General features: G+C 64.7%; 20 protein-coding genes. 9 read left to right on the top strand and 11 right to left on the bottom strand.

Features of this window, described 5'->3' with window-relative positions; translation table 11 throughout:
* Positions 1–8: 8 nt before the first annotated feature.
* Entirely contained in the window at positions 9–1,112 is a 1,104-nt protein-coding gene (locus tag HAP41_RS39215) for a CaiB/BaiF CoA transferase family protein (RefSeq protein WP_166081683.1), read from the bottom strand.
* 9 nt (positions 1,113–1,121) lie between these two features.
* The gene (locus tag HAP41_RS39210) at positions 1,122–2,291 is read right to left on the bottom strand and encodes an acyl-CoA dehydrogenase family protein (protein ID WP_063985425.1); all 1,170 of its coding nucleotides are present in this window, start codon (positions 2,289–2,291) and stop codon (positions 1,122–1,124) included.
* Between the two features lie 125 nt (positions 2,292–2,416).
* Here HAP41_RS39210 and HAP41_RS39205 point away from each other — a divergent pair, with 125 nt between their 5' ends.
* Positions 2,417–3,337, top strand: coding sequence for a LysR substrate-binding domain-containing protein (locus HAP41_RS39205; protein ID WP_166081708.1), 921 nt, complete (start codon positions 2,417–2,419; stop codon positions 3,335–3,337).
* A gap of 295 nt (positions 3,338–3,632) precedes the next feature.
* On the opposite strand, the gene HAP41_RS39200 is transcribed toward HAP41_RS39205, so the two are convergent.
* Positions 3,633–4,907, bottom strand: a complete 1,275-nt coding sequence (locus HAP41_RS39200; RefSeq protein ID WP_166081717.1) for a cytochrome P450 — start codon at positions 4,905–4,907, stop codon at positions 3,633–3,635.
* Between the two features lie 54 nt (positions 4,908–4,961).
* A complete protein-coding gene (locus HAP41_RS39195) occupies positions 4,962–6,227 on the bottom strand; it encodes a cytochrome P450 (RefSeq protein ID WP_166081728.1) in 1,266 nt (421 codons plus the stop codon).
* 391 nt (positions 6,228–6,618) lie between these two features.
* Between HAP41_RS39195 and HAP41_RS39190 the strand changes: the two genes are divergently transcribed.
* Both HAP41_RS39190 and HAP41_RS39185 read left to right on the top strand, forming a co-directional pair.
* Positions 6,619–7,773, top strand: coding sequence for a YjgN family protein (locus HAP41_RS39190; protein WP_166081736.1), 1,155 nt, complete (start codon positions 6,619–6,621; stop codon positions 7,771–7,773).
* Between the two features lie 3 nt (positions 7,774–7,776).
* Positions 7,777–8,889, top strand: a complete 1,113-nt coding sequence (locus HAP41_RS39185; protein WP_166081740.1) for a M48 family metallopeptidase — start codon at positions 7,777–7,779, stop codon at positions 8,887–8,889.
* A gap of 66 nt (positions 8,890–8,955) precedes the next feature.
* On the opposite strand, the gene upp is transcribed toward HAP41_RS39185, so the two are convergent.
* Genes upp through HAP41_RS39170 form a run of 3 tightly spaced genes read right to left on the bottom strand, consistent with a single transcriptional unit; the run spans position 8,956 to position 12,145 of the window.
* The gene (upp, locus tag HAP41_RS39180; protein WP_014492299.1) at positions 8,956–9,585 is read right to left on the bottom strand and encodes a uracil phosphoribosyltransferase; all 630 of its coding nucleotides are present in this window, start codon (positions 9,583–9,585) and stop codon (positions 8,956–8,958) included.
* Positions 9,586–9,642: 57 nt separating this feature from the next.
* Complete coding sequence (locus tag HAP41_RS39175; RefSeq protein WP_166081769.1) at positions 9,643–10,881, bottom strand: URC4/urg3 family protein; 1,239 nt, start codon at positions 10,879–10,881, stop codon at positions 9,643–9,645.
* Positions 10,882–10,888: 7 nt separating this feature from the next.
* Positions 10,889–12,145, bottom strand: coding sequence for a GTP cyclohydrolase II (locus HAP41_RS39170; RefSeq protein ID WP_166081778.1), 1,257 nt, complete (start codon positions 12,143–12,145; stop codon positions 10,889–10,891).
* 388 nt (positions 12,146–12,533) lie between these two features.
* Between HAP41_RS39170 and HAP41_RS39165 the strand changes: the two genes are divergently transcribed.
* Complete coding sequence (locus tag HAP41_RS39165) at positions 12,534–13,661, top strand: threonine synthase (RefSeq protein ID WP_166081782.1); 1,128 nt, start codon at positions 12,534–12,536, stop codon at positions 13,659–13,661.
* A gap of 186 nt (positions 13,662–13,847) precedes the next feature.
* Here HAP41_RS39165 and HAP41_RS39160 read toward each other — a convergent pair whose 3' ends face one another.
* Both HAP41_RS39160 and HAP41_RS39155 read right to left on the bottom strand, forming a co-directional pair.
* Positions 13,848–14,663 carry a DUF2927 domain-containing protein gene (locus HAP41_RS39160; protein WP_085398749.1) on the bottom strand — a complete coding sequence of 272 codons (816 nt, stop codon included), beginning with the start codon at positions 14,661–14,663 and terminating at the stop codon, positions 13,848–13,850.
* Positions 14,664–14,747: 84 nt separating this feature from the next.
* Positions 14,748–15,326 carry a L,D-transpeptidase gene (locus HAP41_RS39155; RefSeq protein WP_063985416.1) on the bottom strand — a complete coding sequence of 193 codons (579 nt, stop codon included), beginning with the start codon at positions 15,324–15,326 and terminating at the stop codon, positions 14,748–14,750.
* A gap of 269 nt (positions 15,327–15,595) precedes the next feature.
* On the opposite strand from HAP41_RS39155, the gene HAP41_RS39150 reads away from it, so the two are divergent.
* Both HAP41_RS39150 and HAP41_RS39145 read left to right on the top strand, forming a co-directional pair.
* Complete coding sequence (locus HAP41_RS39150) at positions 15,596–17,143, top strand: acetolactate synthase large subunit (RefSeq protein ID WP_028151250.1); 1,548 nt, start codon at positions 15,596–15,598, stop codon at positions 17,141–17,143.
* A 37-nt stretch (positions 17,144–17,180) separates the two neighbouring features.
* Complete coding sequence (locus HAP41_RS39145) at positions 17,181–17,699, top strand: hypothetical protein (RefSeq protein WP_166081807.1); 519 nt, start codon at positions 17,181–17,183, stop codon at positions 17,697–17,699.
* A gap of 88 nt (positions 17,700–17,787) precedes the next feature.
* On the opposite strand, the gene HAP41_RS39140 is transcribed toward HAP41_RS39145, so the two are convergent.
* Together HAP41_RS39140 and HAP41_RS39135 are read right to left on the bottom strand one after the other, a co-directional pair.
* Positions 17,788–19,326: a peroxidase family protein gene (locus HAP41_RS39140; protein ID WP_166081836.1), complete on the bottom strand. Its 1,539-nt coding sequence runs from the start codon at positions 19,324–19,326 to the stop codon at positions 17,788–17,790.
* Between the two features lie 336 nt (positions 19,327–19,662).
* Positions 19,663–19,896: a DUF3551 domain-containing protein gene (locus HAP41_RS39135; protein WP_028151247.1), complete on the bottom strand. Its 234-nt coding sequence runs from the start codon at positions 19,894–19,896 to the stop codon at positions 19,663–19,665.
* Between the two features lie 254 nt (positions 19,897–20,150).
* Between HAP41_RS39135 and HAP41_RS39130 the strand changes: the two genes are divergently transcribed.
* From HAP41_RS39130 to greA, 3 genes are all read left to right on the top strand, one after another.
* On the top strand, positions 20,151–20,489 hold the full coding sequence (locus HAP41_RS39130) for a hypothetical protein (RefSeq protein WP_166081845.1): 339 nt from the start codon (positions 20,151–20,153) through the stop codon (positions 20,487–20,489).
* Between the two features lie 171 nt (positions 20,490–20,660).
* On the top strand, positions 20,661–21,146 hold the full coding sequence (locus HAP41_RS39125; protein WP_166081847.1) for a hypothetical protein: 486 nt from the start codon (positions 20,661–20,663) through the stop codon (positions 21,144–21,146).
* A gap of 92 nt (positions 21,147–21,238) precedes the next feature.
* A complete protein-coding gene (gene greA, locus HAP41_RS39120) occupies positions 21,239–21,721 on the top strand; it encodes a transcription elongation factor GreA (protein ID WP_063985411.1) in 483 nt (160 codons plus the stop codon).
* Positions 21,722–21,890 lie beyond the last annotated feature (169 nt).

The following is a 21,890-nucleotide window of genomic DNA, read 5'->3' as shown; positions in this document are numbered from 1 at the left end:
CGCTCTTGTTATGACTTCTTGGCCGACCGCTCGCCGATGCCCGGCACAGCGCCGTAGCTGCGGGTCTCGCCGACGATGATCGGCGCCGGCGCGGGATAGCTGACACGTCCCTGCGGCGTATCGACCTCGATGCGGCGCAGATGCGGATGATTGGTGAGGTCGGCCATGGTGTTGACCTCGGCAAAGGCGATGTCGGCGTCCGACAGCCGCTTCAACAGCTCGTCGCGCGTCATCTTGCCGAAGATATCTGCGACTGTCTTGTCGGTGAAATCCCGGTTGCGTACGCGCTCGACCATGTTGGCGACGCGCGGATCGGCCGGCAAATCGGGCTGGTCGAGCACCTTGACGCACAGCGTCTTCCACTCGCGCTCGCTCTGGATCGAGATCAGGATGTCCTTGCCGTCCTTCGAGGTGAACACGCCGTAGGGCGCGATCGAGGGATGGCGCAGGCCCATCCGCTTCGGCGGATTGCCGGCTTCGGAATTGAGCAGCGGCACGGTGCACCAGTCCGCCATCACGTCGAACATGGAGATGCGGATGTCACAGCCCTTGCCGGTGCGCCCGCGCGCGATCAGCGCTTCCAGGATCGCCGCATGCGCGGTCGCGCCGGTCGCGACGTCGACGATCGACATGCCGACACGAGAGGCGCCATCGGGGTTGCCGGTGATCGAGGCAAGGCCGCTCTCGGCCTGGATCAGCAGATCATAGGCCTTGCGGTGCGCGTAGGGACCCTCGTCGCCATAGCCGGTGATCGTACAGGAGATCAGTTTTGGATAGTCGTTCAGCAGCCGTTCGCGCGAAAAGCCGAGCTTGTCCATCGAGCCCGGCTTGAGGTTCTGGATCAGCACGTCCGCACTCGCGATCAGCTTCTCCAGCTCGGCGCAGCCTTCTTTCGTTGCGAGATCGACCACGGCCGATTGCTTGCCGCGGTTGAGCCAGACGAAATAGCTGCTCTGGCCCTTGGCCGCCGCGTCATAGCCGCGGGCGAAATCGCCCTCGGGCCGCTCGATCTTGATCACTTCCGCGCCGGCATCCGCCAGCCGCGACGAGCAGAACGGCGCCGCCACCGCCTGCTCGACTGCAATCACCCTGATCCCGTCCAATGCTCCCATGGCGCGACCTCAGTACGAGCGGGGCATGCCGAGCACGTGCTCGGCGACGTAGGACAGCACGAGGTTGGTCGAGATCGGCGCCACCTGGTAGAGCCGCGTCTCGCGGAATTTGCGCTCGACGTCGTACTCCTCGGCAAAGCCGAAGCCGCCATGGGTCTGGATGCAGGCGTTTGCCGCTTCCCACGACGCATCCGCGGCGAGCATCTTGGCCATGTTGGCCTCCGCGCCGCAGTCGAGCCCGGCTTCGTATTTGCGCGTGGCTTCCTTCACCATCAGCTCGGCCGCGCGCATCGAGGCGTAAGCCTTGGCGATCGGGAACTGGATGCCTTGATTTTGGCCGATCGGCCGGCCGAACACCGCGCGCTCCTTGGCGTAGTTCGTGGCCTTCGCAATGAACCATTTGGCGTCGCCGACGCATTCGGCCGCGATCAAAATGCGCTCGGCGTTCATGCCGGAGAGGATGTAGCGGAACCCCTTGCCTTCCTCGCCGATCAGATTCTCCGCCGGCACCTTCATGTCGGTAAAAAACACTTCGGTGGTGGCGTGGTTCATCATGGTGCGGATCGGGCGGATCTCGAGGCCGTTGTTCTTGGCCTCGCGCATATCGACGATGAACACCGAGAGACCATCGGTGCGCTTCTTGCTCTGCTCCTTCGGCGTGGTGCGCGCCAGCAGCACCATCAGGTCGGAATGCTCGGCCCGGCTGGTCCAGATCTTCTGGCCGTTGACGATGTAGCTGTCGTTGCCTTCCTTGCGCGCAAACGTCTTCAGCGAGGAGGTGTCGGTGCCGCTGGTGGGCTCGGTGACGCCGAACGCCTGAAGCCGCAATTCGCCGCTGGCGATCTTCGGCAGGTACTTCGCCTTCTGCTCGTCATTGCCGTGCCGCAGCACGGTGCCCATCGTGTACATCTGGGCATGGCAGCCGCCGCCGTTGCAGCCGGCACGCTGGATCTCTTCGAGGATCGCAGCCGCGGCGGACAGCTTCAGGCCCGCGCCGCCATACTCCTCGGGGATCAGCACCGAGAGATAGCCGGCCTGCGTCAGTGCATCGACGAAGGCCTTGGGATAGGCCATCTCGCGATCGAGCTTGCGCCAGTACTCGCCGGGAAACTGCGCGCAGAGCTTTGCGACGGCTTCGCGGATGTCGGCGTGATCTTCGGTGTGGTGTTCTTCACTCATGGCGTTTCCCGTATCTAGCGGCAGTCAAGATAACGCCGGCCGATCCTCTGGCGTTGTGAAAACATCGCCAGCCCCCTATGCTCATTTGCTATAGCGTATGAAGTAGCCTTCGAGGATTGGCAAGCATGGATTTCCGGCAGCTCAGGACCTTCAGTTGCGTGGCGGAGCTCGGCAGCCTCTCCAAGGCCTCCGACACGTTGCGCGTGGCGCAGCCGGCGCTCTCTAGGCAGATCAAGCTGCTGGAACACGAGCTGCGCACCGAATTGTTCACGCGCAATGGCCGCGGCATGGTGCTGACGGACGCCGGCCGTCTCCTGCTGGCGCGCACTTCCGGCATCGTGCGGCAGATCGACCAGATCCGCGACGATATCCAGTCGACCAAGGGGCCGCCGTCCGGCCAGGTCGTGCTCGGCCTGGTTCCGACCGTGAGCTGCGTGCTGTCGGCGCGCTTCGCGCGGCGCTGCGTCGAAAAATTTCCCGGAATTTCGCTGCGTATCGTCGAGAGCTACAGCGGCCATCTCGTCGAATGGCTGCATCGCGGCGAGATGGATCTGGCCATTCTCTACGGCCGCTCCGCCGATCTGCATCTCAACGTGGAGAGCCTCGGCCGCGACAATATCGTCGCGGTTGGCCCGCGAGGCTGCGGCCTCGCGCGCAAGAAGAGCGTCGATGTCGGCTGGCTGCTGCGGCAGCGGCTGGTGCTGCCCAGTCATTCCCACGGTCTCCGCGCGCTGATCGAGCACGCCGCCGCCCAGCGCAAGATCAAGCTCAACGTCCAGCTCGAGGCGGATTCGTTCCGCGTGCTGACGAGCCTCGTCGAGGAGGGCCTCGGCTTCGCGCTGCTGCCGCCCTCGTCGGTCCACGGCGAGGTCGCCGACGGACGGCTGGAGACCGCGCCCGTATCCAAGCCGATGACGCGCGAGCTCATTTTCGCCTCTCCGATCGACCGCCCGGCCTCAACGGCGTCGCTCGCCGTCACGACGCTTTTGCGCGAGGAAGTCGCGGCCTGCCGCAAGGAAGGCCTGTGGGACATCAAGTTGAGTTGAGCGCCGGTGCTGAATTCTCAGGAGGATTTAGGACACAAGCCCGCAGCTGGCCCTTCGCATATTGAGCGAACTGTCATGCCGGAATTTTATAGCTGGCCGCGCGCTCCTCGAGCGTTAGGAGCACACTCTTCGTCCTACACTCGGTGTCATTGCCCGCGAAGGCGGGCAATCCAGTATTCCAGAGACGGCGCGGCTAGAATCGAGGAGCCGCGGCGTACTGGATGCCCCGCCTGCGCGGGGCATGACAGCAGAGATTGGTGAGGCCGCTTGCCTTAAGGTAGTCCCTAGAGCACGCCTACCCCGGAATCCTCACCGGCAGCGACTCATAGCCCTTGATGAAGCTCGAATAGATCCGCTTGGGCTCGCCGACCACCTCGATACGGTCGAAGCGCTTCAGCATCTCCTCCCAGACGATCCGCAGCTGCAGCTCGGCCAGCCGCATGCCGACGCAGCGGTGGATGCCGAAGCCGAAGGAGAGGTGGGTCCTCGGGCGGGGGCGGTCGATGATGAAGTCGTTCGGCTTCTCGAACATCTCCTCGTCGCGGTTGCCCGAGACATACCACATCACGACGCGGTCGCCCTTCTTGATGTGCTTGCCGCCGATCTCGGTGTCGGCAAGCGCGGTGCGCCGCATATGCGCCAGCGGCGTCTGCCAGCGGATCACCTCGGGTACCATGGAGTCGATCAGCTCCGGATTGGCGCGCAGCTTGTCGAACTGGTCCGGGTTCTCGCTCAGCGCCAGCACCGAGCCGCTCATGGTGTTGCGCGTGGTGTCGTTGCCGCCGACGATGAGCAGGATGATGTTGCCCATGAGATTGTCGGGGTCCATGAAGCGCGTCGCATCGTTATGCGCCATCAGCGACAGCAAATCGTTGCGCGGCGCGGAGTTGACGCGCTCGTTCCAGAGCTTGGACATGTAGGCGTAGCACTCGTCCATCTCGCGGCGGCGCTCTTCGGCGGAGGCGACGATGCCGCTCTTGGGCAGCGCGGTCGCGACATCGGACCAGCGCGTCAGCTTGCGGCGTTCTTCCCAGGGGAAGTCGAACAGGGTCGCCAGCATCTGCGTCGTCAGCTCGATCGAGACGCGCTCGACGAAATTGAAGGTCTCGTTGCGGGGCAGATTGTCGAGCACGGTCTGCGAGCGCTGGCGGATCAGTTTTGCCAGCTCGTCCAGGTGCGTCGGCGTGAACATCGGCGACACCGTCTTGCGCTGCGCCGAATGCTGCGGCTGGTCCATGGCGATGAAGCTCGGCCAGTCATAGCCCTGAGGCACGTCGCGGATCCCGATGCCCCCGAGCGTCGAGTCCGAGGAGAAGATGCCGTGACTGGTGTCGACATGCATGATGTCGCTGTACTTCACCACCGACCAGTACGGCTCGATCGGCGCATTGGTGCAGTAATGCACCGGCTCTTCCTTGCGCAACCGCTCGAACCACGGCCACAGGGTGTCGTCCTGGAACAGCCTGGGTGCGCCGGGGTGGAATTGCGCCAGCGGCGTCGCATAGGCCTCCTCGCGGGCCCTGCGCATGCGTTCGGCGTTGTCGGTTTTGACCGGAGTCTGGATGTTCATGGTCGTAGCTCCAGTGTTTCTCTTTCTCCCCGCAAGCGGGGAGAGGGAGTGATCTCACGCCGTGATCTTCACCGGCAAGGTTTCAAGTCCCTTTACGAAACTCGAATAGACCCGTTTGGGTTCGCCGACCACGTCGATATGGTCGAAGCGCTTGAGGATCTCTTCCCAGATAATCTTGAGCTGAAGTTCGGCAAGCCGCAAGCCGACGCAACGGTGAATGCCGAAGCCGAAGGACAGATGCGTGCGCGGGCGGGCGCGGTCGATGATGAAATCGTAGGGCTTTTCGATCGCTTCCTCGTCGCGGTTGCCCGAGACGTACCACATCACGACCTTGTCACCTTGCTTGATCTGCTTGCCGCGGAACTCGAAGTCGGCAAGTGCCGTGCGCCGCATATGCGCCAGCGGCGTCTGCCAGCGGATCACCTCCGGCACGAAACTGTCGAGCAGGCCGGGGTTCTCGCGCAGCTTGCGATACTGCTCCGGATGCTGGCTCAGCGCGTAGATCGATCCCGACATCGTGTTGCGGGTGGTGTCGTTGCCGCCGACGATCAAAAGGATGAGATTGCCGAGGAAGTTCTTTGCATCCATGTCGCGCGTCGCGGCGCCATGCGCCATCATCGAGAGCAGGTCGCTCTTCGGCGGCTGCTCGATGCGCTCCTTCCACAGCCGCGCGAAATAGCCCGCGCATTCCGTCAGTTCGGCTTGCCGTTCGTCTTCGGTGGCGACGAGGCCGTCCGGCCCGGGAATGGTGGTGGCGATGTCAGACCAGCGCGTCAGCTTGCGGCGGTCCTCCCAGGGAAAGTCGAACAGCACCGCGAGCATCTGCGTGGTGAGCTCGATCGAGACACGATCGACCCAGTCGAACACCTTACCGCGCGGCAGATTGTCCAGGCACTCGGCCGAACGCTCGCGGATGCTGAGCGCGAGATTGTCCAGATGCGTCGGGGTGAACATCGGCGCTACGGTCTTGCGCTGCGCCGCATGGCGCGGCGGATCCATCGAGATGAAACTCTCGCGGCGCAGGTCCGGGTCGATGTCGCGGATGGTGATGCCGCCGAGCGCGGAGGCCGAGGAGAACACCGAATGGTTGGTCTCGATCTCCATGATGTCGTTGTAGCGCGTCACCGACCAGTACGGCCCGAACATCGAGTCCTTGCAATAGTGCACGGGATCTTCGCGGCGCAGCCGATCGAAATACGGCCAGAACGTATCGGTCCTGAACAACTCGGGATCGCCCGGATCGAACTGCTCCAGCGGCAGTGACGTGGCGCGCGCGCGTAGCTCGTTGAGCTTCGCCGCGCTCTCGATGGTCCCATGCATGACCGCTCTCCCTGACATGAACCGCGCGTTCTCGTTGAATTCTGCGCTGCGGTATTTGATTTGCAATTACAGCCGGTTGTCTGCGTCGGAGCAAGGGAGACTTTTGCCACATCCAACCTTTGCGAGAGGTGGCTAGATGCGTAGCCCGGATGGAGCGGAGCGAAATCCGGGATTGGGGCCGCCATTGGCGCTGTCCCGGATGACGCGGAGCCTGTCATCGGGCTACGGATCAGCAACCGTCACGCAGATGTGTCAACGTGATCTCCCGCACCCCCGCGCCTACGGAATCATGCGAGAAATCGAGGTAAATCGAACCCAGCCATCTTGGGGATCGACCAAATCTCTGATCTATAGTTTGACCGTATCAGGTCCGCACCCCGAGGTTGCCGCCGTGAACGACATGCAATGGGCCCCCATCGGCTCCGAACCCTTACCCCCGCCGCTGCCGCCCACGCGGGTCGACTTCACCGGCAACCGCTCCGAGTTCCGCAAAATGGTCACCAAGGGTGCCATGCTTGAGCTCGTCACCTTCGGCTTCTACCGGTTCTGGCTGGTCACCGACATCCGCCGTCATTTGTGGACGAACACCGCGGTCGACGGCGATGCGGCCGAATACACCGGCCGGGCCAAGGAGCTGCTGGTCGGCTTCCTGTTCGCGCTCGCGATCCTGGTGCCGATCTACCTCGCTTATTTTCTCATCGGCATCGAGTTCGAGCGCTGGCAGGGCTTTGCCTCGACGCCGCTGTTCATCAGCTTCTATGCCTTCGGCCAGTTCGCGATTTTTCGCGCGCGGCGCTATCGCCTGACGCGCACGGTCTGGCGCGGCGTCCGGTTCTGGATGGACGGCTCGGGCTGGGCCTATTCGTTCCGCGCCATGGCGTGGGGCCTGCTGGTGTTCCTCACCCTCGGCCTGGCGCTGCCCTGGCGCGAGGCGTCGCTCGAACGCTACAAGATGCGGCACACCCATTACGGCGATCTCCCCGGCGATTTCGAAGGTGACGGCTGGACCTTCTTCAAGCGCGGCTGGTGGCTGTGGCTCTTGAGCCCGATCGCACTCGTGATCTTCCCGCTCGCCCCGTTCTTCTATGCCGAGTTCAAGGCGCGTGAATGGCGCTGGTGGCTCGACGGCATCCGCATCGGCGGTGTCAGCCTGTCCTCGGAGTTGCCACACAACGCGTTCTACGGCCTGTACTGGAAAGTGATCGGCTGGTGGATGCTGCTTTCGACCGTTTTCGCCGCCTATATGGGCGGTGGCGCCTTGCTCGTCGTCCAGCTGAGCGGCGTTCCGGCTGATCAGGTCTTCGGCCCCGGAAATGCCGGCAAGAGCATCCCGATGCTGGTCATGATGGTCATCGGCTATTTCGCCGTGGCGCTGGCGATCAACATCGTCATGCGGGTCTATCTGCAGCGCGATCTCTGGGCCAAGGTGCTGGAAACCGTCGAGGTGCACAACATCGGGGCCGCGGTGGATGTCCGCGGCAGCGGTGAGCTTGCCAGCGCGCTCGGCGAAGGCTTTGCCGATGGGCTCGATGTCGCGGGATTCTGATCTGTGAGTGAGTTGTCCACCGAGGTTCCGGTGCAGTCCGCCAAGCCGACGATATTCTTCGACGGCGTGTCGAGCCGCAGGCGGGAGGTGTCGCTGGCGCTCGGTGACGCGCTCGACATCGTCGAGGAGGGCGGAGCGCCGGTTCGCTGGCCCTATGCCGACATTCGCCGCGCCGACAGTCCGGCCGGGATATTGCGCTTGGCCTCGACATCCGCGCCGCCGCTGGCGCGGCTTGAAATTCGCGACGCCGCGCTCGCCGCAGACGTGACCGCCCGCTGCGCGCGTATCGACGAGCACCAGACCTCGCGCCGCGGTGTCGCAAAGATCGTCGGCTGGTCGGTGGCCGCCGCCGTCTCCATCGTTTGCGTCGTGCTGTTCGGTGTGCCGCTCGCTGCCGACCGGCTCGCGCCGCTGGTGCCCAAGTCGATCGAACGGCGCATCGGCGACGCCTCCGAAGTCCAGGTGAAAACCATCTTCGGCCGCAAAGCATGCGAAGACCCCGCGGGCAAGGCCGCGTTCACAAAACTGGTCAATCGTTTGCGCGATGCCGCCGGCCTCGACGACGATTCCATGACGGCCGGTGTGCTGCCGACCTCGGTGCCGAATGCATTCGCGCTGCCCGGCGGCAAGGTGTACGTGCTGAGGGGCCTGGTCGACAAGGCCGAAAACCCCGACGAGCTCGCCGGCATCCTTGCCCATGAGCTCGGCCATCTCAAGCATTACGATAACATGCGCGGGCTGATCTACAACGGCGGCACATCGTTCCTGATCGGCCTGCTGTTCGGCGATGTCACCGGCTCGAGCGCCGTGATCTTCGCCTCGCGTAGCGTGGTCGAAGCCTCCTATTCGCGCGAGGCCGAGACCGCTGCCGATACGTTCGCGATCGAGATCATGCATAAGCTCGGCCGCTCGCCGAAACCCGCGGCCGAATTGATGTTCCGCATCACCGGCAAGGAAGGCGGTTCCGGTTTGACGACCATCCTCGCCAGCCACCCGCTCACCGAAGACCGCCTCGCGCGCATGACGAAGGAAGATCGTCCCGCCAGCGGCCCCCCGCTGCTGACGGACAAGGAATGGCAGTCGCTCAAGCTGATTTGCGGCAGCGGGAAGATCTAGAGCGTTTTCGAGCGAAGTGGCGACCGGTTCGCGTGAAGAAAACGCGGCAAAAAAAGAGCTCCGCGCCTACCGCGTCCCGTAAGCGCGGTCGCCGGCATCGCCGAGGCCCGGCAGGATAAAGCCGTTCTCGTCGAGACCCTCGTCCACTGCAGCCGTCCAGATCGGAACGTCGGGATGCAGTCCGCGCAGCCGTTCGAGCCCCTCAGGGGCCGCGATCAGGCAGGCGAGGCGGATATCCCTGGCGCCGCGCTCCTTCAGCCGGTCGATCGCGGCGACGGCCGTGTTGGCGGTGGCGACCACCGGGGTCACCACGATCGCCAGGCGCTCGCTGAGGTCGGACGGCGATTTGAAGAAATACTCGACCGCGGCAAAACTGTGCGGCTCGCGGTAGAGGCCGATATGGGCGACGCGCGCGGTCGGCACCAGATCCATCATGCCGTCGACGAAGGTTGTGCCGGCGCGCAGCATCGGCACGAACACCAGCTTCTTGCCGGCGATCTTGGCCGAATGCATCGTCGCCAGCGGCGTCTCGATGACGGTATCGGCGAGCGGCAGATCCCGCGTGATCTCGTAGCACAGGAGCATGCCGATCTCCTTGATCAGCTCGCGGAAGGACTTGGTCGAGATGGACTTGTCCCGCACCAGCGTCAGCTTGTGCTGCACCAGCGGATGATCGACGATCGTGACGCCTTCCATGATGGGATGCTCCTGAAATTCATCGATACGCAATGGGTTACGCTGCGGACGAATGGATTAAAAAACCGTGCCGTCGCTGATCACCTTGAGCGGCGGTGCGCCGTCCGGCCGGCGCGCGAAGGCGATGGCGCGGCCGGCAGCCCAGCTGCCACCTTCGAGAATGCTCGCGAGGGGCAGGGTCTCGGGCGTGCGGCCGAGCCTGGCGCGGATGCTGCCCGCAAGCCGGTCGAGCAGCGCAACGGTGAGCGCGCGCCATTCTACGACGAGCAGGGAATCCACCGCATGCGCGCGCTCGGCATCGCCGGGATCGCGCAGGCGCAGTACCTCGTGATCGACGAACAGGCCGCCATTGCGGTATTCGGCGAGCCCGGTCAGGCCGTCGATGTCGGTGACGTCAAAGCCGGCGCGCTGCAGCGGTTCGATCAGCGAATAGCTCAGCCATTGCGACAGCTTGTGCAGGGGCACGAGGCCTGCCGTTGCGTCGTCCACCTCGATCGCCGGATGACGCCAGCAATCACCGAGCGGAATCCCGGCGAGCTCGAGCCGTGACGGCCAGATCGGTCCAAGCTGGTTCAGCACTGCCGACAGGATGGCGGGCGCGGCGACCGCGCCGCCCACAGCCTGTGCCGCGATGTGATCGAACAGGCCGCCTGGCCGCGGCGTATCGTGCAGGCCGAAGATGTCCGCGCGCTCGGCAACCAGCTTGCCCAGACGTCGCAGCAGATCAGTGCGTCCGTCGAGACCGAGCAGCGGATTGGCATCGCTCGCCTGAAAGGCCGAGATGAGGGAGGCCAGCGGTAGTTTCGCCAGCACGTCCGCATCGGCCCTGAACGGCGCGCGCGCATCGCCGGAGAACAGGCCGCCTGCAAACATGTCGAGGCTTGCGATGGCAAGCCCTTCGGATCGGCCGATACTTTCGCCGGTCCCGGCGTCGCGATAGCGCCACGTGGCTCCCGCACCTGCGTCGAGCAGCACGCTGACGATGGCGAGGTCGAACTCCGTGCGAGCACGTGCCGCGCGATCCGGCCACGATGCCGCGTCGGCAAGGCCCGCCCAGCGATCGACGCCGCCGAGCACGAAATGCCGCCAGCGGGCATGGAAGGGGATGTCCAACGTCGGATAGGCCTTGCGCGTGACCGCGATCACGGCCTCCGCCACACCATCCATGCGGTCGAGGTCGATCGTGAAGTGCCGGAGCCCGCCGGCGAGGCCGATCTCGAGCATTTTTGCGGCACGCGCGCGAACCGCTCCTGCGCTGAGCAGGGAGCGGGCCTGTTGTTCCAAAGCCTCCGCCATCGCGCGATCAGTACTTTTCCAGCGAGCGCCCGACCACGCCATTCACGTCCTTCTCCGGCGCGATGTCGGTCGAGTAATAGCCGGCAGCCTTTTTCGCGGCGATCTCGACATAGGCGTCGGCCGGGATCAGCTCCGGCGGGATCGGCACGCGCTCGACGATGTCGATGCCCTGCGAGGTCAGCGCGTCATGCTTCATGTCGCTCATCGACAGGAAGCGGTCGATGCGCTTCAGGCCGAGCCAGTGAATGGTATCCGGCATCAATTGCTGGAAGCGCGCGTCCTGGACGCCGGCGACGCATTCGGTGCGCTCGAAATAGGCGGCCGCCGCGTCGCCGTCCTCCTGGCGCTTGCGCGCATTGTAGACCAGGAACTTGGTGACCTCGCCGAGCGCGCGGCCTTCCTTGCGGTTGTAGATGACGAGCCCGAGCCCGCCCCCCTGCGCGCCGCGCGCGGATTCCTCGATGCCGTGGATGAGATAGGGGCGGCAGGTGCAGATGTCGGAGCCGAACACGTCGGAGCCGTTGCACTCGTCATGCACGCGGCAGGTGATCTTGGTGCGGTGGTCCGGCAGTTTTGTCACATCGCCGAACATGTAGACGGTGGTGCCGCCGATCGGCGGCAGAAACACCTTCATGTCCGGCCGGGTGACCAACTCGGGGAACATGCCGGCGGTCTGCTCGAACAGCGTGCGCCGCAGCTCGGTCTCGCCGGTGCCGAAGCGCGTCGCAAGGCCCGGCAGGTACCAGACCGGATCGATCGCGATCTTCACCACCGAGACGCTGCCATTGGCATGCACGACCTCGCCGTCGGCGCGCAGCCGTTTTGCGGCCAGCGCCTCGCGGATCTCAGGCAAGTCGAGCCGCGCCCGCGTCACCGCGATACTCGGGCGGATGTCGACGCCCTCGGCGATGTCCTTGCCGAAATTCTCCGCGACGAGATGCCCCCAGGGATCGAGCGCGACGATCTTGTCGGGATCGCGCCATTGCTCGAACGGCCCGATGGTCGCGGCCGGAAAGGTGTTGGTGAGGTCGGGCCGGCGGATCGGATCGAGCGCGCCGGCGGACACCGCGAGCGCCCGGTACATCGCGTAGGAGCCGCCATGGCTGCCGATCACGTTGCGATCCCCAGCGCGCGATACTGTGCCGATGATCGGCCCCCGGGCGCGCGCGTCGGCTGCGCCCCAGTGAATCGGAAACGCGGCCTTTTTGCCCGGCTCCGGATGGGAGGTAAGGCGGATGTGATCGGTACGGTTCGCGCGGCTCATGTCCAGGCTCCCAAAAAGCCGACGGCCCGCCGCTCGGACGGGCCTGGCTCACCTGCGTTGCCGGTGCCGAACACCGGCGATGCAAGCTCAATCCAACATATTGTAGCGGCTGGCGACGACAGACAAGTTAATGGTGCCGCGCCGGGCAGGCGATCATCGCCAAATTCCCGTCACCGACGGGCCGGTCCGGCTCGCCTGGATGCCGCGCCTTCGCCCCGGCCGAACCCTGCTATTCGATCCGCGCGATAGGTCTAAGGATTTGAAATAGTTTTATTTTTCATGTTTTCAAGAGGGGGGCCCGCAAGTTGCGCCACCGCGGTGCCGTGGGCTGGACCGGACCCACATAATCGGACAAATCGTATGGATCGCCTCTCGCCTGGAGACTGCCATGCCCACCGCCAGCTACATCGACCCCCGCAACGGACGCCTCTATCCGCTGGACCAGCCGCGCTGGTGCTCGGACGAGCGCACGCCGCTGCTGGTGACGCCGGGACCAGGCATATCGCGCGCGGACATCGACGGCGCCACGCGCTCGCTCTGGCGCTACCGGGCGGCGCTGCCGGTCGAGATCAAGAAGCCGATCACGCTTGGCGAAGGCTGCACACCGCTGGTCCAGCAGGACTGGGGCGATTTGCGTCCGTTCTTCAAGCTCGAATGGTTCAACCCGACCGGCAGCTTCAAGGACAGGGGCTCTGCGGTGATGCTGTCGTTCCTGCGGCAGATCGGCGTCGACGCGATCCTGGAGGACTCTTCGGGCAATGGCGGCTCGTCGATGGCGGGGTTAGGTGCTGCCGGCGGGATGCGCGTGAAGATCCTGGCGCCGGCCTCGACGTCGCCGGCCAAGATCGCGCAGGTGCGCGCCTATGGCGCCGCGGTTCAGCTCGTCGAGGGGCCGCGCGAGGAGTCGGAGGCTGAGGCCATCCGCCAGTCGAGCCAGACCTTTTATGCCAGCCACAATTGGCAGCCGTTCTTCCTCGAAGGCACCAAGTCGCTCGCCTATGAGATCTGGGAAGACCTCGGTTTTCGTGCGCCCGACAACGTCATCGTTCCCGTTGGCGCCGGCAGCAGCCTGCTCGGTTGCGCCTTCGGCTTCCGCGAGCTGCTGAAGGCCGGGCAGATCGCGAAGCTGCCGCGCCTGTTCGCGGCGCAGCCGCTAAACTGCTCGCCGATCGATGCCAGCTTCAAGGCCGGTGTCGACACGCCGGTCGCCCGCGAGGTGAACAAGACCGTCGCCGAAGGCACCGCCATCAAGAATCCGCTGCGCCTGCGCGAGATCATCGGCAGCTTGCGCGAGAGCGGCGGCGGCACCGTTGCGCTGACCGAGGACGAGATCGTCGCCGCGTTGCGGCGTCTTGCGCGGCAGGGATTGTTTGCCGAACCGACCAGCGCCAGCGCGGCCGCTGCGTTGGAAAAACTCTCCGCGGCGGGATCGATCAAGGCGAACGAGACCACGGTCGCGGTCCTCACCGGCACCGGCCTGAAGGCCGCGACCACCGTCGCCGATCTCGTACAATAGAGGCGGAGGAGGCGCGCCGCTTACCCTCCCCTGGAGGGGGAGGGTCGATCGCGCGTAGCGCGAGCGGGGTGGGGTGATCTCTCCACACGGGCAGCGCTTCGGTGGAGAGACTTTCACCCCACCCCGTCTCACGTCGCTGACGCGCCGCGAGCCGACCCTCCCCCTCCAGGGGAGGGTAACGGCACCTCACTCCTTCAGATCATTCACGCGCTTCACCCAAGCGCGCACATCGGCGAGCACCTGGGGCAGCACCGCCCTGACCTCCTGCACGGTCATGCCGGGCTTGATGCGGGGATCGTAGAGCAGGTTGAGGATGTACTGGTCGTAGACGTCGAAATAGCCCATCGACACATTGTCGTTGAACATGGTCCACGGCACGCTCGCGGTGTCGTTGATCGGGCCGAGCGATTGCAGCAGTTCCTCATAGGCGCAGTCGAGGAAGGTGAAATCGCCGTTGTCGACGGTGAGAATCACGTCGGAATGCTCGATCTCGAAATTGTCATTCTTGCGGAAGCCGGACAGGCATTGCGGATCGAGCGAGGTGCGGATCTCGCGCGCCTTCTCCGCGCCGTAGAAGCTGGAAATCGTCCGAAACAGGTCGCGGTCGCGAACCAGCTTCACCCGCACGTTCGCGGCTTCGCTGGTGTCGATCATGGCGATGTCGAGATGCTGCACGCGCCTGCCGATGTCGGCCACGACCTTGGCGAGCTGCGTCTTGCGGTCGGCGCGCTCGCTCTCGGCGTAGACGCGCACCGGCCCGTCGAATTTCCGGATGCGGTCGACGCGGCCGGCGAGGTGGTATTCGGCGCCGAACGCCGTCTTCAGAAAGCCTTCGACGATCTCGCCGTCGGTAAAGCTCTTCTTCTCGGCGCGCTGGCGCGAGGCGATCGCGGGCAGTTCGCCCGCGACGGCGATGGTAGCGGTGTCAGGGGCGAACGCGAAAGTGGCGAGCGCCAGCAGGGCGATGCGAAAGCCTGACGAAGGCGGGGCCAATGCGCTCATTACGACCCGACGCTGCCGTATTCGGCAGCGACGCACAAGACCGCATATTCACGCGCCCTGCGGGTTCCCGCAGTTCGCCGACGGCTAGTTGTTGAGCACGACCACCTTGGTGCCGACCGAGACGCGGCTGTAGAGATCGCTGACGTCCTCGTTGGTCATGCGGAAGCAGCCCGAGGACACGGCCTGGCCGATCGTCTCCGGCTCGTTGGAGCCGTGGATGCGGTAGAGCGTCGAGCCCAGATACATCGCGCGCGCGCCGAGCGGATTCTCGATGCCGCCCTTCATGTGGCGCGGCAGGTCGGGCCGGCGGGCCAGCATCTGCGACGGCGGCGTCCAGTCCGGCCATTCCTTCTTGGCGGTGATCCTGTGCACTCCGCCCCAGCGGAAGCCGTCGCGGCCGACGCCGATGCCGTAGCGCAGCGCCTGGCCGTTCTGGAGCACCAGATACAGGCGGCGCTCGCTCGTGTTCACCACGATCGTGCCGGGGGCGTAATTGCCGTTGTACATAATGGTGGTGCGGGGGATCGGGCTAGAGCCGCCGCGGAAGAAGCTCGGGCCGAAGCCCATGATCTCGCGCGAGTCGAACCCCTCGGCGAATGCGCCGCCGGCGGTGGCCGACAGCAGTGCGATGGCGGCAATCGGCGCGGCAAAAAATCGGATCATTGTTTCCCCCAGTAAAAAAATCGGATTCAACTGAAGTCACAGGCCATATTTGCGGGCATTTCGCAAGCCACGGGCCTGTGAGGGAGATCATCCTTAACGTCTGGCGTTACCAAACCGGCAACCACGCTAATTTGCCTGAAAGCATTAGCCAAACAAGCGGATCGTCGCGCGGGGCAGGCCGGCGATGCCGGCTATTGCTTTGACGGAGGCGGCGAACAATGATTGATCGAGCGGACATTTGAATATTGCCGGTTGCAGGGAGCTTTGGGATGAACGGTGCGGAAAGCCTGGTGCGGACGATGGTCAAGGGTGGGGTGGATGTCTGCTTCACCAACCCAGGCACCTCCGAGATGCATTTTGTCGCGGCGCTCGACCGCGTGCCGGGCATGCGCTGCGTGCTCGGCCTGTTCGAAGGCGTGGTGACCGGCGCCGCTGACGGCTATTTCCGCATGAAGGGCACGCCGGCCTCGACGCTGCTCCATCTCGGCCCTGGCCTGGCCAATGGCCTGGCCAATCTGCACAACGCCAAGAAGGCGAATTCCGGCATCGTCAACATCGTCGGCCAGCATGCGGTCTACCACATCGACTACAACGCGCCGCTGACCTCCGACATCGAGGGCCTGGCCCGGCCGATGTCGTCCTGGGTCCGCACCTCGCCGGACTCCAAATCGGTTGCAGCTGACGGCGCCGCGGCGATCGCCGCCGCCAAGAGCGCACCGCCACAGATCGCGACCCTGATCCTGCCCGCCGACACCGCCTGGAACGAGGCCGATGGCATCGCCGAGGTACCGGCCGAGCAGCAGCGCGCCAGCTATTCGCCGCAGGCGGTCGAGCGGGCCGCGAAGATCCTGCACGGCGACGGCGAGGGTACGCTGCTGCTGATGACCGGCAGCGCGCTGAGCGAACAGGGCCTGGCGCTGGCCGAGCGTATCGCCGGCAAGACCGGCTGCACGGTGATGGGCCCGACCTTCCGTCCCAAGATGGCGCGCGGCCGCGGCCGCTATTCGATCGACCGCATTCATTACGTGATCGAGAACGCGCTGCCGATGCTGGCGAAGTTCCGGCACATCGTGCTGGTCGAGTCCGATGATCCGGTGGCGTTCTTCGCCTATCCGAACAAGCCGAGCATGCTCAAGCCCGAGGGCTGCGAGGTGCATCGCATGACCTCCTGGGGCGAGAATTCGGTCGCGGCGCTCGAAGCACTGGCCGGCGCGGTGAAGGCGAGCGCGAAGGACGTCAAGCCGCAGGCCTTGGCTGAGCTGGTGAAGCCGACCGGCGCGCTGACTTTCGCCTCGATCGCGCAGGCGATCGCATGCGCCATCCCCGAGAACGCGATCATGGTCGACGAATCCCTGACCACCGGCCGTGGCTTCTTCCCGCCGACGGCGGCGGCCGCTCCGCACGACTGGCTCCAGAACATGGGCGGCTCGATCGGCTTCTCCACGCCGCTGTCGATCGGCGCCGCGATCGCCTGTCCGGACCGCAAGGTGATCACCATGGTCGGCGACGGCAGCGCGATGTACACGATCCAGTCGCTGTGGACGCAGGCTCGCGAGAACCTCAACATCGTCACCATCGTGTTCGCCAACCGCATCTACCAGATCCTGCGCGGCGAGTTCGACAATGTCGGCGCCGGCGAGCCCGGCCAGCGCGCCAACGACATGCTGCGGCTCGACCGTCCGACGCTGGACTTCGTCGCGCTGGCGAAGGGCATGGGCGTGCCCGGCCGCGCCGTCACCAATGCCGAAGAGTTCAACAAGGCTCTGGCCGAAGCCGTCGCCGAGCCCGGGCCGCGACTGATCGAAGTCCAGATGTAGGGCGCAGCATCAGGGAGCGCCGAGGGCCGGGGGCAAGATGCAGACCGAGCTGAACAAGGTGATCGATGCGCTCCGGGACTTCTACGCCCACGAAGGCTTCCTGTTCGAGAAGGACGTCGGCGAGCGGGCGGTGACGCACCGCTTCGCCGTCTATCTGGAGCGGCAATTCTCCGGCTGGTCAGTCGATTGCAACTACGACCGCCTCGGCGAGCGCACGCTGCATCTGCCGCACGGCACGATCGTCTCCACCGACGATCATCTGGGAAAATCGATCTACCCCGATGTCGTCGTGCATCAGCGCGAGATTCCGAACAATCTGCTCACCGTCGAGATCCGCAAGGCGAGCAATCACACCTCGCTCGACCACGACCAGCACAAGCTGATGGCGCTGACCGACGCGCATGTCTGGTTCGCGTACTGGATCGGCTTGCTGCTGGTGCTGGACAGGCAGCATGTGACGATTTCGGAAGTCTATGTCAGCGGCCTGGTCGATCAGCCGCTGTCGCTATGGTTTGCGGCGCGGCTGGAGGAGAGTGGTCTCGGGGCCGCGCATTAGACCGTCTCCACAGCGTCATGGCCGGGCTTGTCCCGGCCATCCACGCCTTGTCACGCAGCACAAAGAACGGGTCTCATCTCATCAGGCCTCAGTGCAGCGGATCGCCCTGGCCGAGCGCGTAGGCGACGAGGTCCTTCAGCGCGAAGCTGGAGCCGGTCACCGGCGTCCACTGCGGGTCGAGCGACAGCACGGAGGAATGGTCGCCGAACATCATGCCGAGGAAGACCTCGGCCACGATGCGACCGCCGACGGGGCCGAGCTGCGGCGTGTTGATTCCGGTCGCCGGCGCGCCGGTGGCCGGGATCGTCACCGCGGTCTGGAATTGCCGCGCCTCGGCAAGGATGTAGGTCCAGAGCGGGCAATTGCCGGCAAACACGCCGTTCGCGATGGTTGCGATCCCAGTTTGCGGATCGCCCGCGCCGGGCTCGTCGACGGCCTTGCCGATGATGATCTGATCATCCGTCAGCGGCGTCAGGTTCATCGCCTTGGCGACGGCCTGGCCGGACGGCAGGCCGAGCCGCCAGCTGCGCTCGAGATTGCGCAGCGCCAGCGACGACGGATTGGACGCGACCTCCGGCGGCAGCTTGCGCAGCGGATCGACCAGCGATGCGTCGATGCGATAGGCAAACTGCAGCCGCTTCTTGTTGTCGGGGTTGGTGTCGTCGTCCTCGACGCCGTAAGGGCGTGTGTCCGGATCGATGAAGCGACCCCAATCCATGGCGCGTCCGGGGCCCATGGCGCGGAAGCCGGTCAGCGCGTTTTTGTCGGGATTGTTGGGGTCGGGGAAGATCTGCAGCAGCATGTTGTCCGCATCGTTCAGCCGATAGCCGGGGCGGATCATGGAATGGCCGAGACGGTAGGCCGCAACCGAGAACTCGACCGGCATGAACGGGTAAGTCTTCCAGTGGTAGTGGGCGAGCTTGCTGCGGTCGTACTGGCCTGCGGTCCTCAGCTCGTCCAGCACGCTGGCGTGAACGATGCGCGGCAGGAAGTCGTTCAGCACGACGTATTGATAATGGAATCGGACGCGCTGCTGCACGTCCTCGAACGACAGGCTGTCGTTGTCGTCGACCATGCGGTTGTGAAAGCGCAGCATCAAGGCCTGGAACTGCGAGACGATGCTGTTCTCGTCGTTGCGGGGGTCGCCGATCAGGGCGCGGCCCTTGAAGCGCGGCAGGTCGCTGGCATCGGGTACGCCCGCGCCGGTCAGCTTCTCGCCGAGCCGGAACTTGATGCCGTCATACATGTAGGGCTGATCGTTCGGACCACGGCCGTAGAGATTGTCCAGATCGAGCGACGGCGTGCGGAAGTCGACGAGCCCGTCGGGATCCTGCTGCTTGGTCAGCGAGCTGACCGGATCGAAGGTGATGTCGTGGTCGATGAACTGGCCGAAATAGGTGTAGAGCGCGGGAATGCCGCTCTCCTCCGCGTCCGGCCCGTCCTTCGGACCATCGAAGTCGGCGACCATCTTGTCGGCCAGCGCCGAAAGGTTCGCGACATTGTCGGCGTCGTTCGGACCGAATTTCGCCGGCGTGAGCTTGCGGAACATGCGTCCGAAGCGGCCCTGGGAAAGCGGCGAACGCGTTGCGTTCAGACCGCGCGGAACAATGCTGTGGCGGCTGCTCATTGAAAACACCTCCCTGAAAAGTCACGACGTGCAACGAATAAAGCTAAAGTTGTTCGCAACAGAATATGCATGTCACGCTAGATCAGGCGATTGGGTGCCACAAGCGATCTGCTTCACACACTGTGCGGCATCGATGATGTTCCGAAAGGGAGCGTTGCGAACAAGCTGCGGTCGCGCTTTGCAAATTTTTCCCGGAGCGGTGACGGATAACATTCTCGTCATCGGCATGTGCGAGCGGCTTCGCGCAAGTGAGTTCGCCGGACTGTCGGCGAAGCGGATCGTCTTCACGCAATAAGTGTGGCGGCGTGCGCGTCATGCGCGCACGCCGCGACGTCTTCAGTAGGCGTACTGCTGCGAGAACGCGTAGCGCGGATTGATGCCGCAAGAGGCCGACGTGCCGGAGGCGGTGGCGAGGCACTGCTGATAGCTCGCGAACTGGCAGTTGCCGGGATAGCCCCACATGCGTCCCTGCAGGCAATATCGATCGTTTGCAGGATGTGCCTGGGCGGCCGGGGATGCTACGGCGACCAGGGCGGCGAACGATGCGAGAGTGAGGATGATGCGACGCATTTCAATCTCCTTCGAGAGCGGGTGGACGGGAACGTCAGCGAGCTGGGCTCGTCTGAGGCATGTCATGCCTATCTTGGTGTCGGCGGAATGCCGTGCGTTCGCGACATGGCACATTATGACGCAGCCGGCGGCCAGCAATGTGATCTACGCCACAGTTCGCGGTGGGGGTCCGGGCCTATCGTGAGCCGACTTGCGCGCGTCGATCCCGGAGAACCAGGCTTGTCTCATTCGGATCAGGTATTTTGGAGGTTCTAATGCCAAGGTCATATTTGCTGGCTGCGACAGCAGCGCTGGCGCTTTTCATGCAAATACCGCTCGCGCTGGCCCAGAGTGCGCCGGCCGCCGGTGGAACCGCAGCGCCTGCCGCGACAACCACTGCGCCGGCAGCGACGACGACAACGCCGGCTGCGACCAGCGACACCTCCAGCCAGCCGGCCGACTCCAAGAAGAGCGCGTCGAAGAAGCCGGCGAAGAAGAAGATGACGCGGCAGCAGGAGATCGATCATTCGGTCGACAGCGGCACCGTGCCCGCGCGCTACCGCAGCTCTGTGCCCAGGCAGTACCAGCAGTACATTCCGTTCGACAAGCAGTGACGGATCTCACGGCGGCGCGACGTGACCGGACGTCGGGCCGCCGGTGTCATCGTGTGACGGCCTTGGCGTGACGCCTTGTCGTAGCGCCTTAACCAAGCGGAATCCGGCCATACATCCCCAGTGGCGGTCTGCGAGAGCGGTGCTAGAGTAGGCCGAAGCCCGGGGGGAGAAATGAGCGACGACGTGAAGGATGCTGGCCTTGTGGCCATGATCAGCAGCATCCTGGGAGGCAACAAGCGCGCAGACAGCAGTGCTCCGCCGCCGCTCAACGAGGTTCCGCCGACAGCGCCGACGAACGGGTTCGACCTGGTCGAGCCGTCCACCCCCGATCCTGCACCGGCCGAATCCGACGCTGCGCCCGATGCCGTGCCGGCTGCCGCGAAGCCGGTCGAGCGGCCAGCGAAAATTACGACGACGCCTGATGGCAAGAAGCTGCTTCCCGCCGAGGCGATTGCCGATCTCGTGCTTGGCGAGCTGCGCAAGCTGGAGAATTTTCCGGCGACCGGCGCCTCCGTCACGGTCTACGGTTACAAGCACTGGAATGCGATGATCACCTTCGCGCCGTTCTCGACCACGTTCCAGAACGCGACGCGGTTCCGCCAGGCCGTACCGGACCTGGTCTTCAAGCTGCGCCGTTTCGTCGAACTTGAGATATAGTCCGGGATAATCACCGGCTGCTGTTCGGCGCGATTCCCCGTTGTGGGGCGAGGCGCGAGCGGGTGTCCGAAACAGTTCGACAGGATCTTGAATTGAGCGTCGCCTTTACCAAAGAAGAAAGCGCCGAAACCGCGTCCGAGACGCTGCTGCCGGATCGCCCGATTTCGCCGCATCCAAATCTCGTGACGGAAGCCGGCTTGCAGGCGCTGCAGGCGCAGCTTCGCGAGGCGCGCGAGGCCTATGAAGCCGCGCAAGCCATCGAGGACGTCAACGAAAAGCGCCGGCAGTCGGCGGTGCCCTTGCGCGACGCTCGCTATCTGACCGAACGGCTGCGCACGGCGCAGGTCATCCCCGATCCGGCGTCGACCGATGTCGTCGCCTTCGGCAGCACCGTGACCTTCAGCCGCACCGACGGCCGCGTGCAGACCTATCGCATCGTCGGCGAGGACGAGGCGGATCCAAAGGCCGGATCGATTTCGTTCGTGGCGCCGGTTGCGAAGTCGCTGATCGGGAAGGCGGTCGGCGATGTCGTGGGTTCAGGCGCGCAAGAGATCGAGATTCTGTCGATCGCGTAGCGATGCGATCCGAGGCCCGCATGGTGGTCGCGTAAGGATCGAACTCCGACGGCTCTGGCTTCGGATTGGTTTCGCCAACTTCGAGGCGCCGCTGGGTCAGTTGCGCTGCCGCGATTCACTTCGCTGTTCAAAAGCCGCGAACGTCATATAGTGAGGGGGTATCAAGACC

The sequence above is a fragment of the Bradyrhizobium barranii subsp. apii genome (assembly GCF_011516635.5).
GTDB classification, from domain to species: Bacteria; Pseudomonadota; Alphaproteobacteria; order Rhizobiales; family Xanthobacteraceae; genus Bradyrhizobium; species Bradyrhizobium barranii.
The sequence above is the reverse complement of the archived record's forward strand: the minus strand, read 5'-3'. Positions and strand labels throughout refer to the sequence as shown.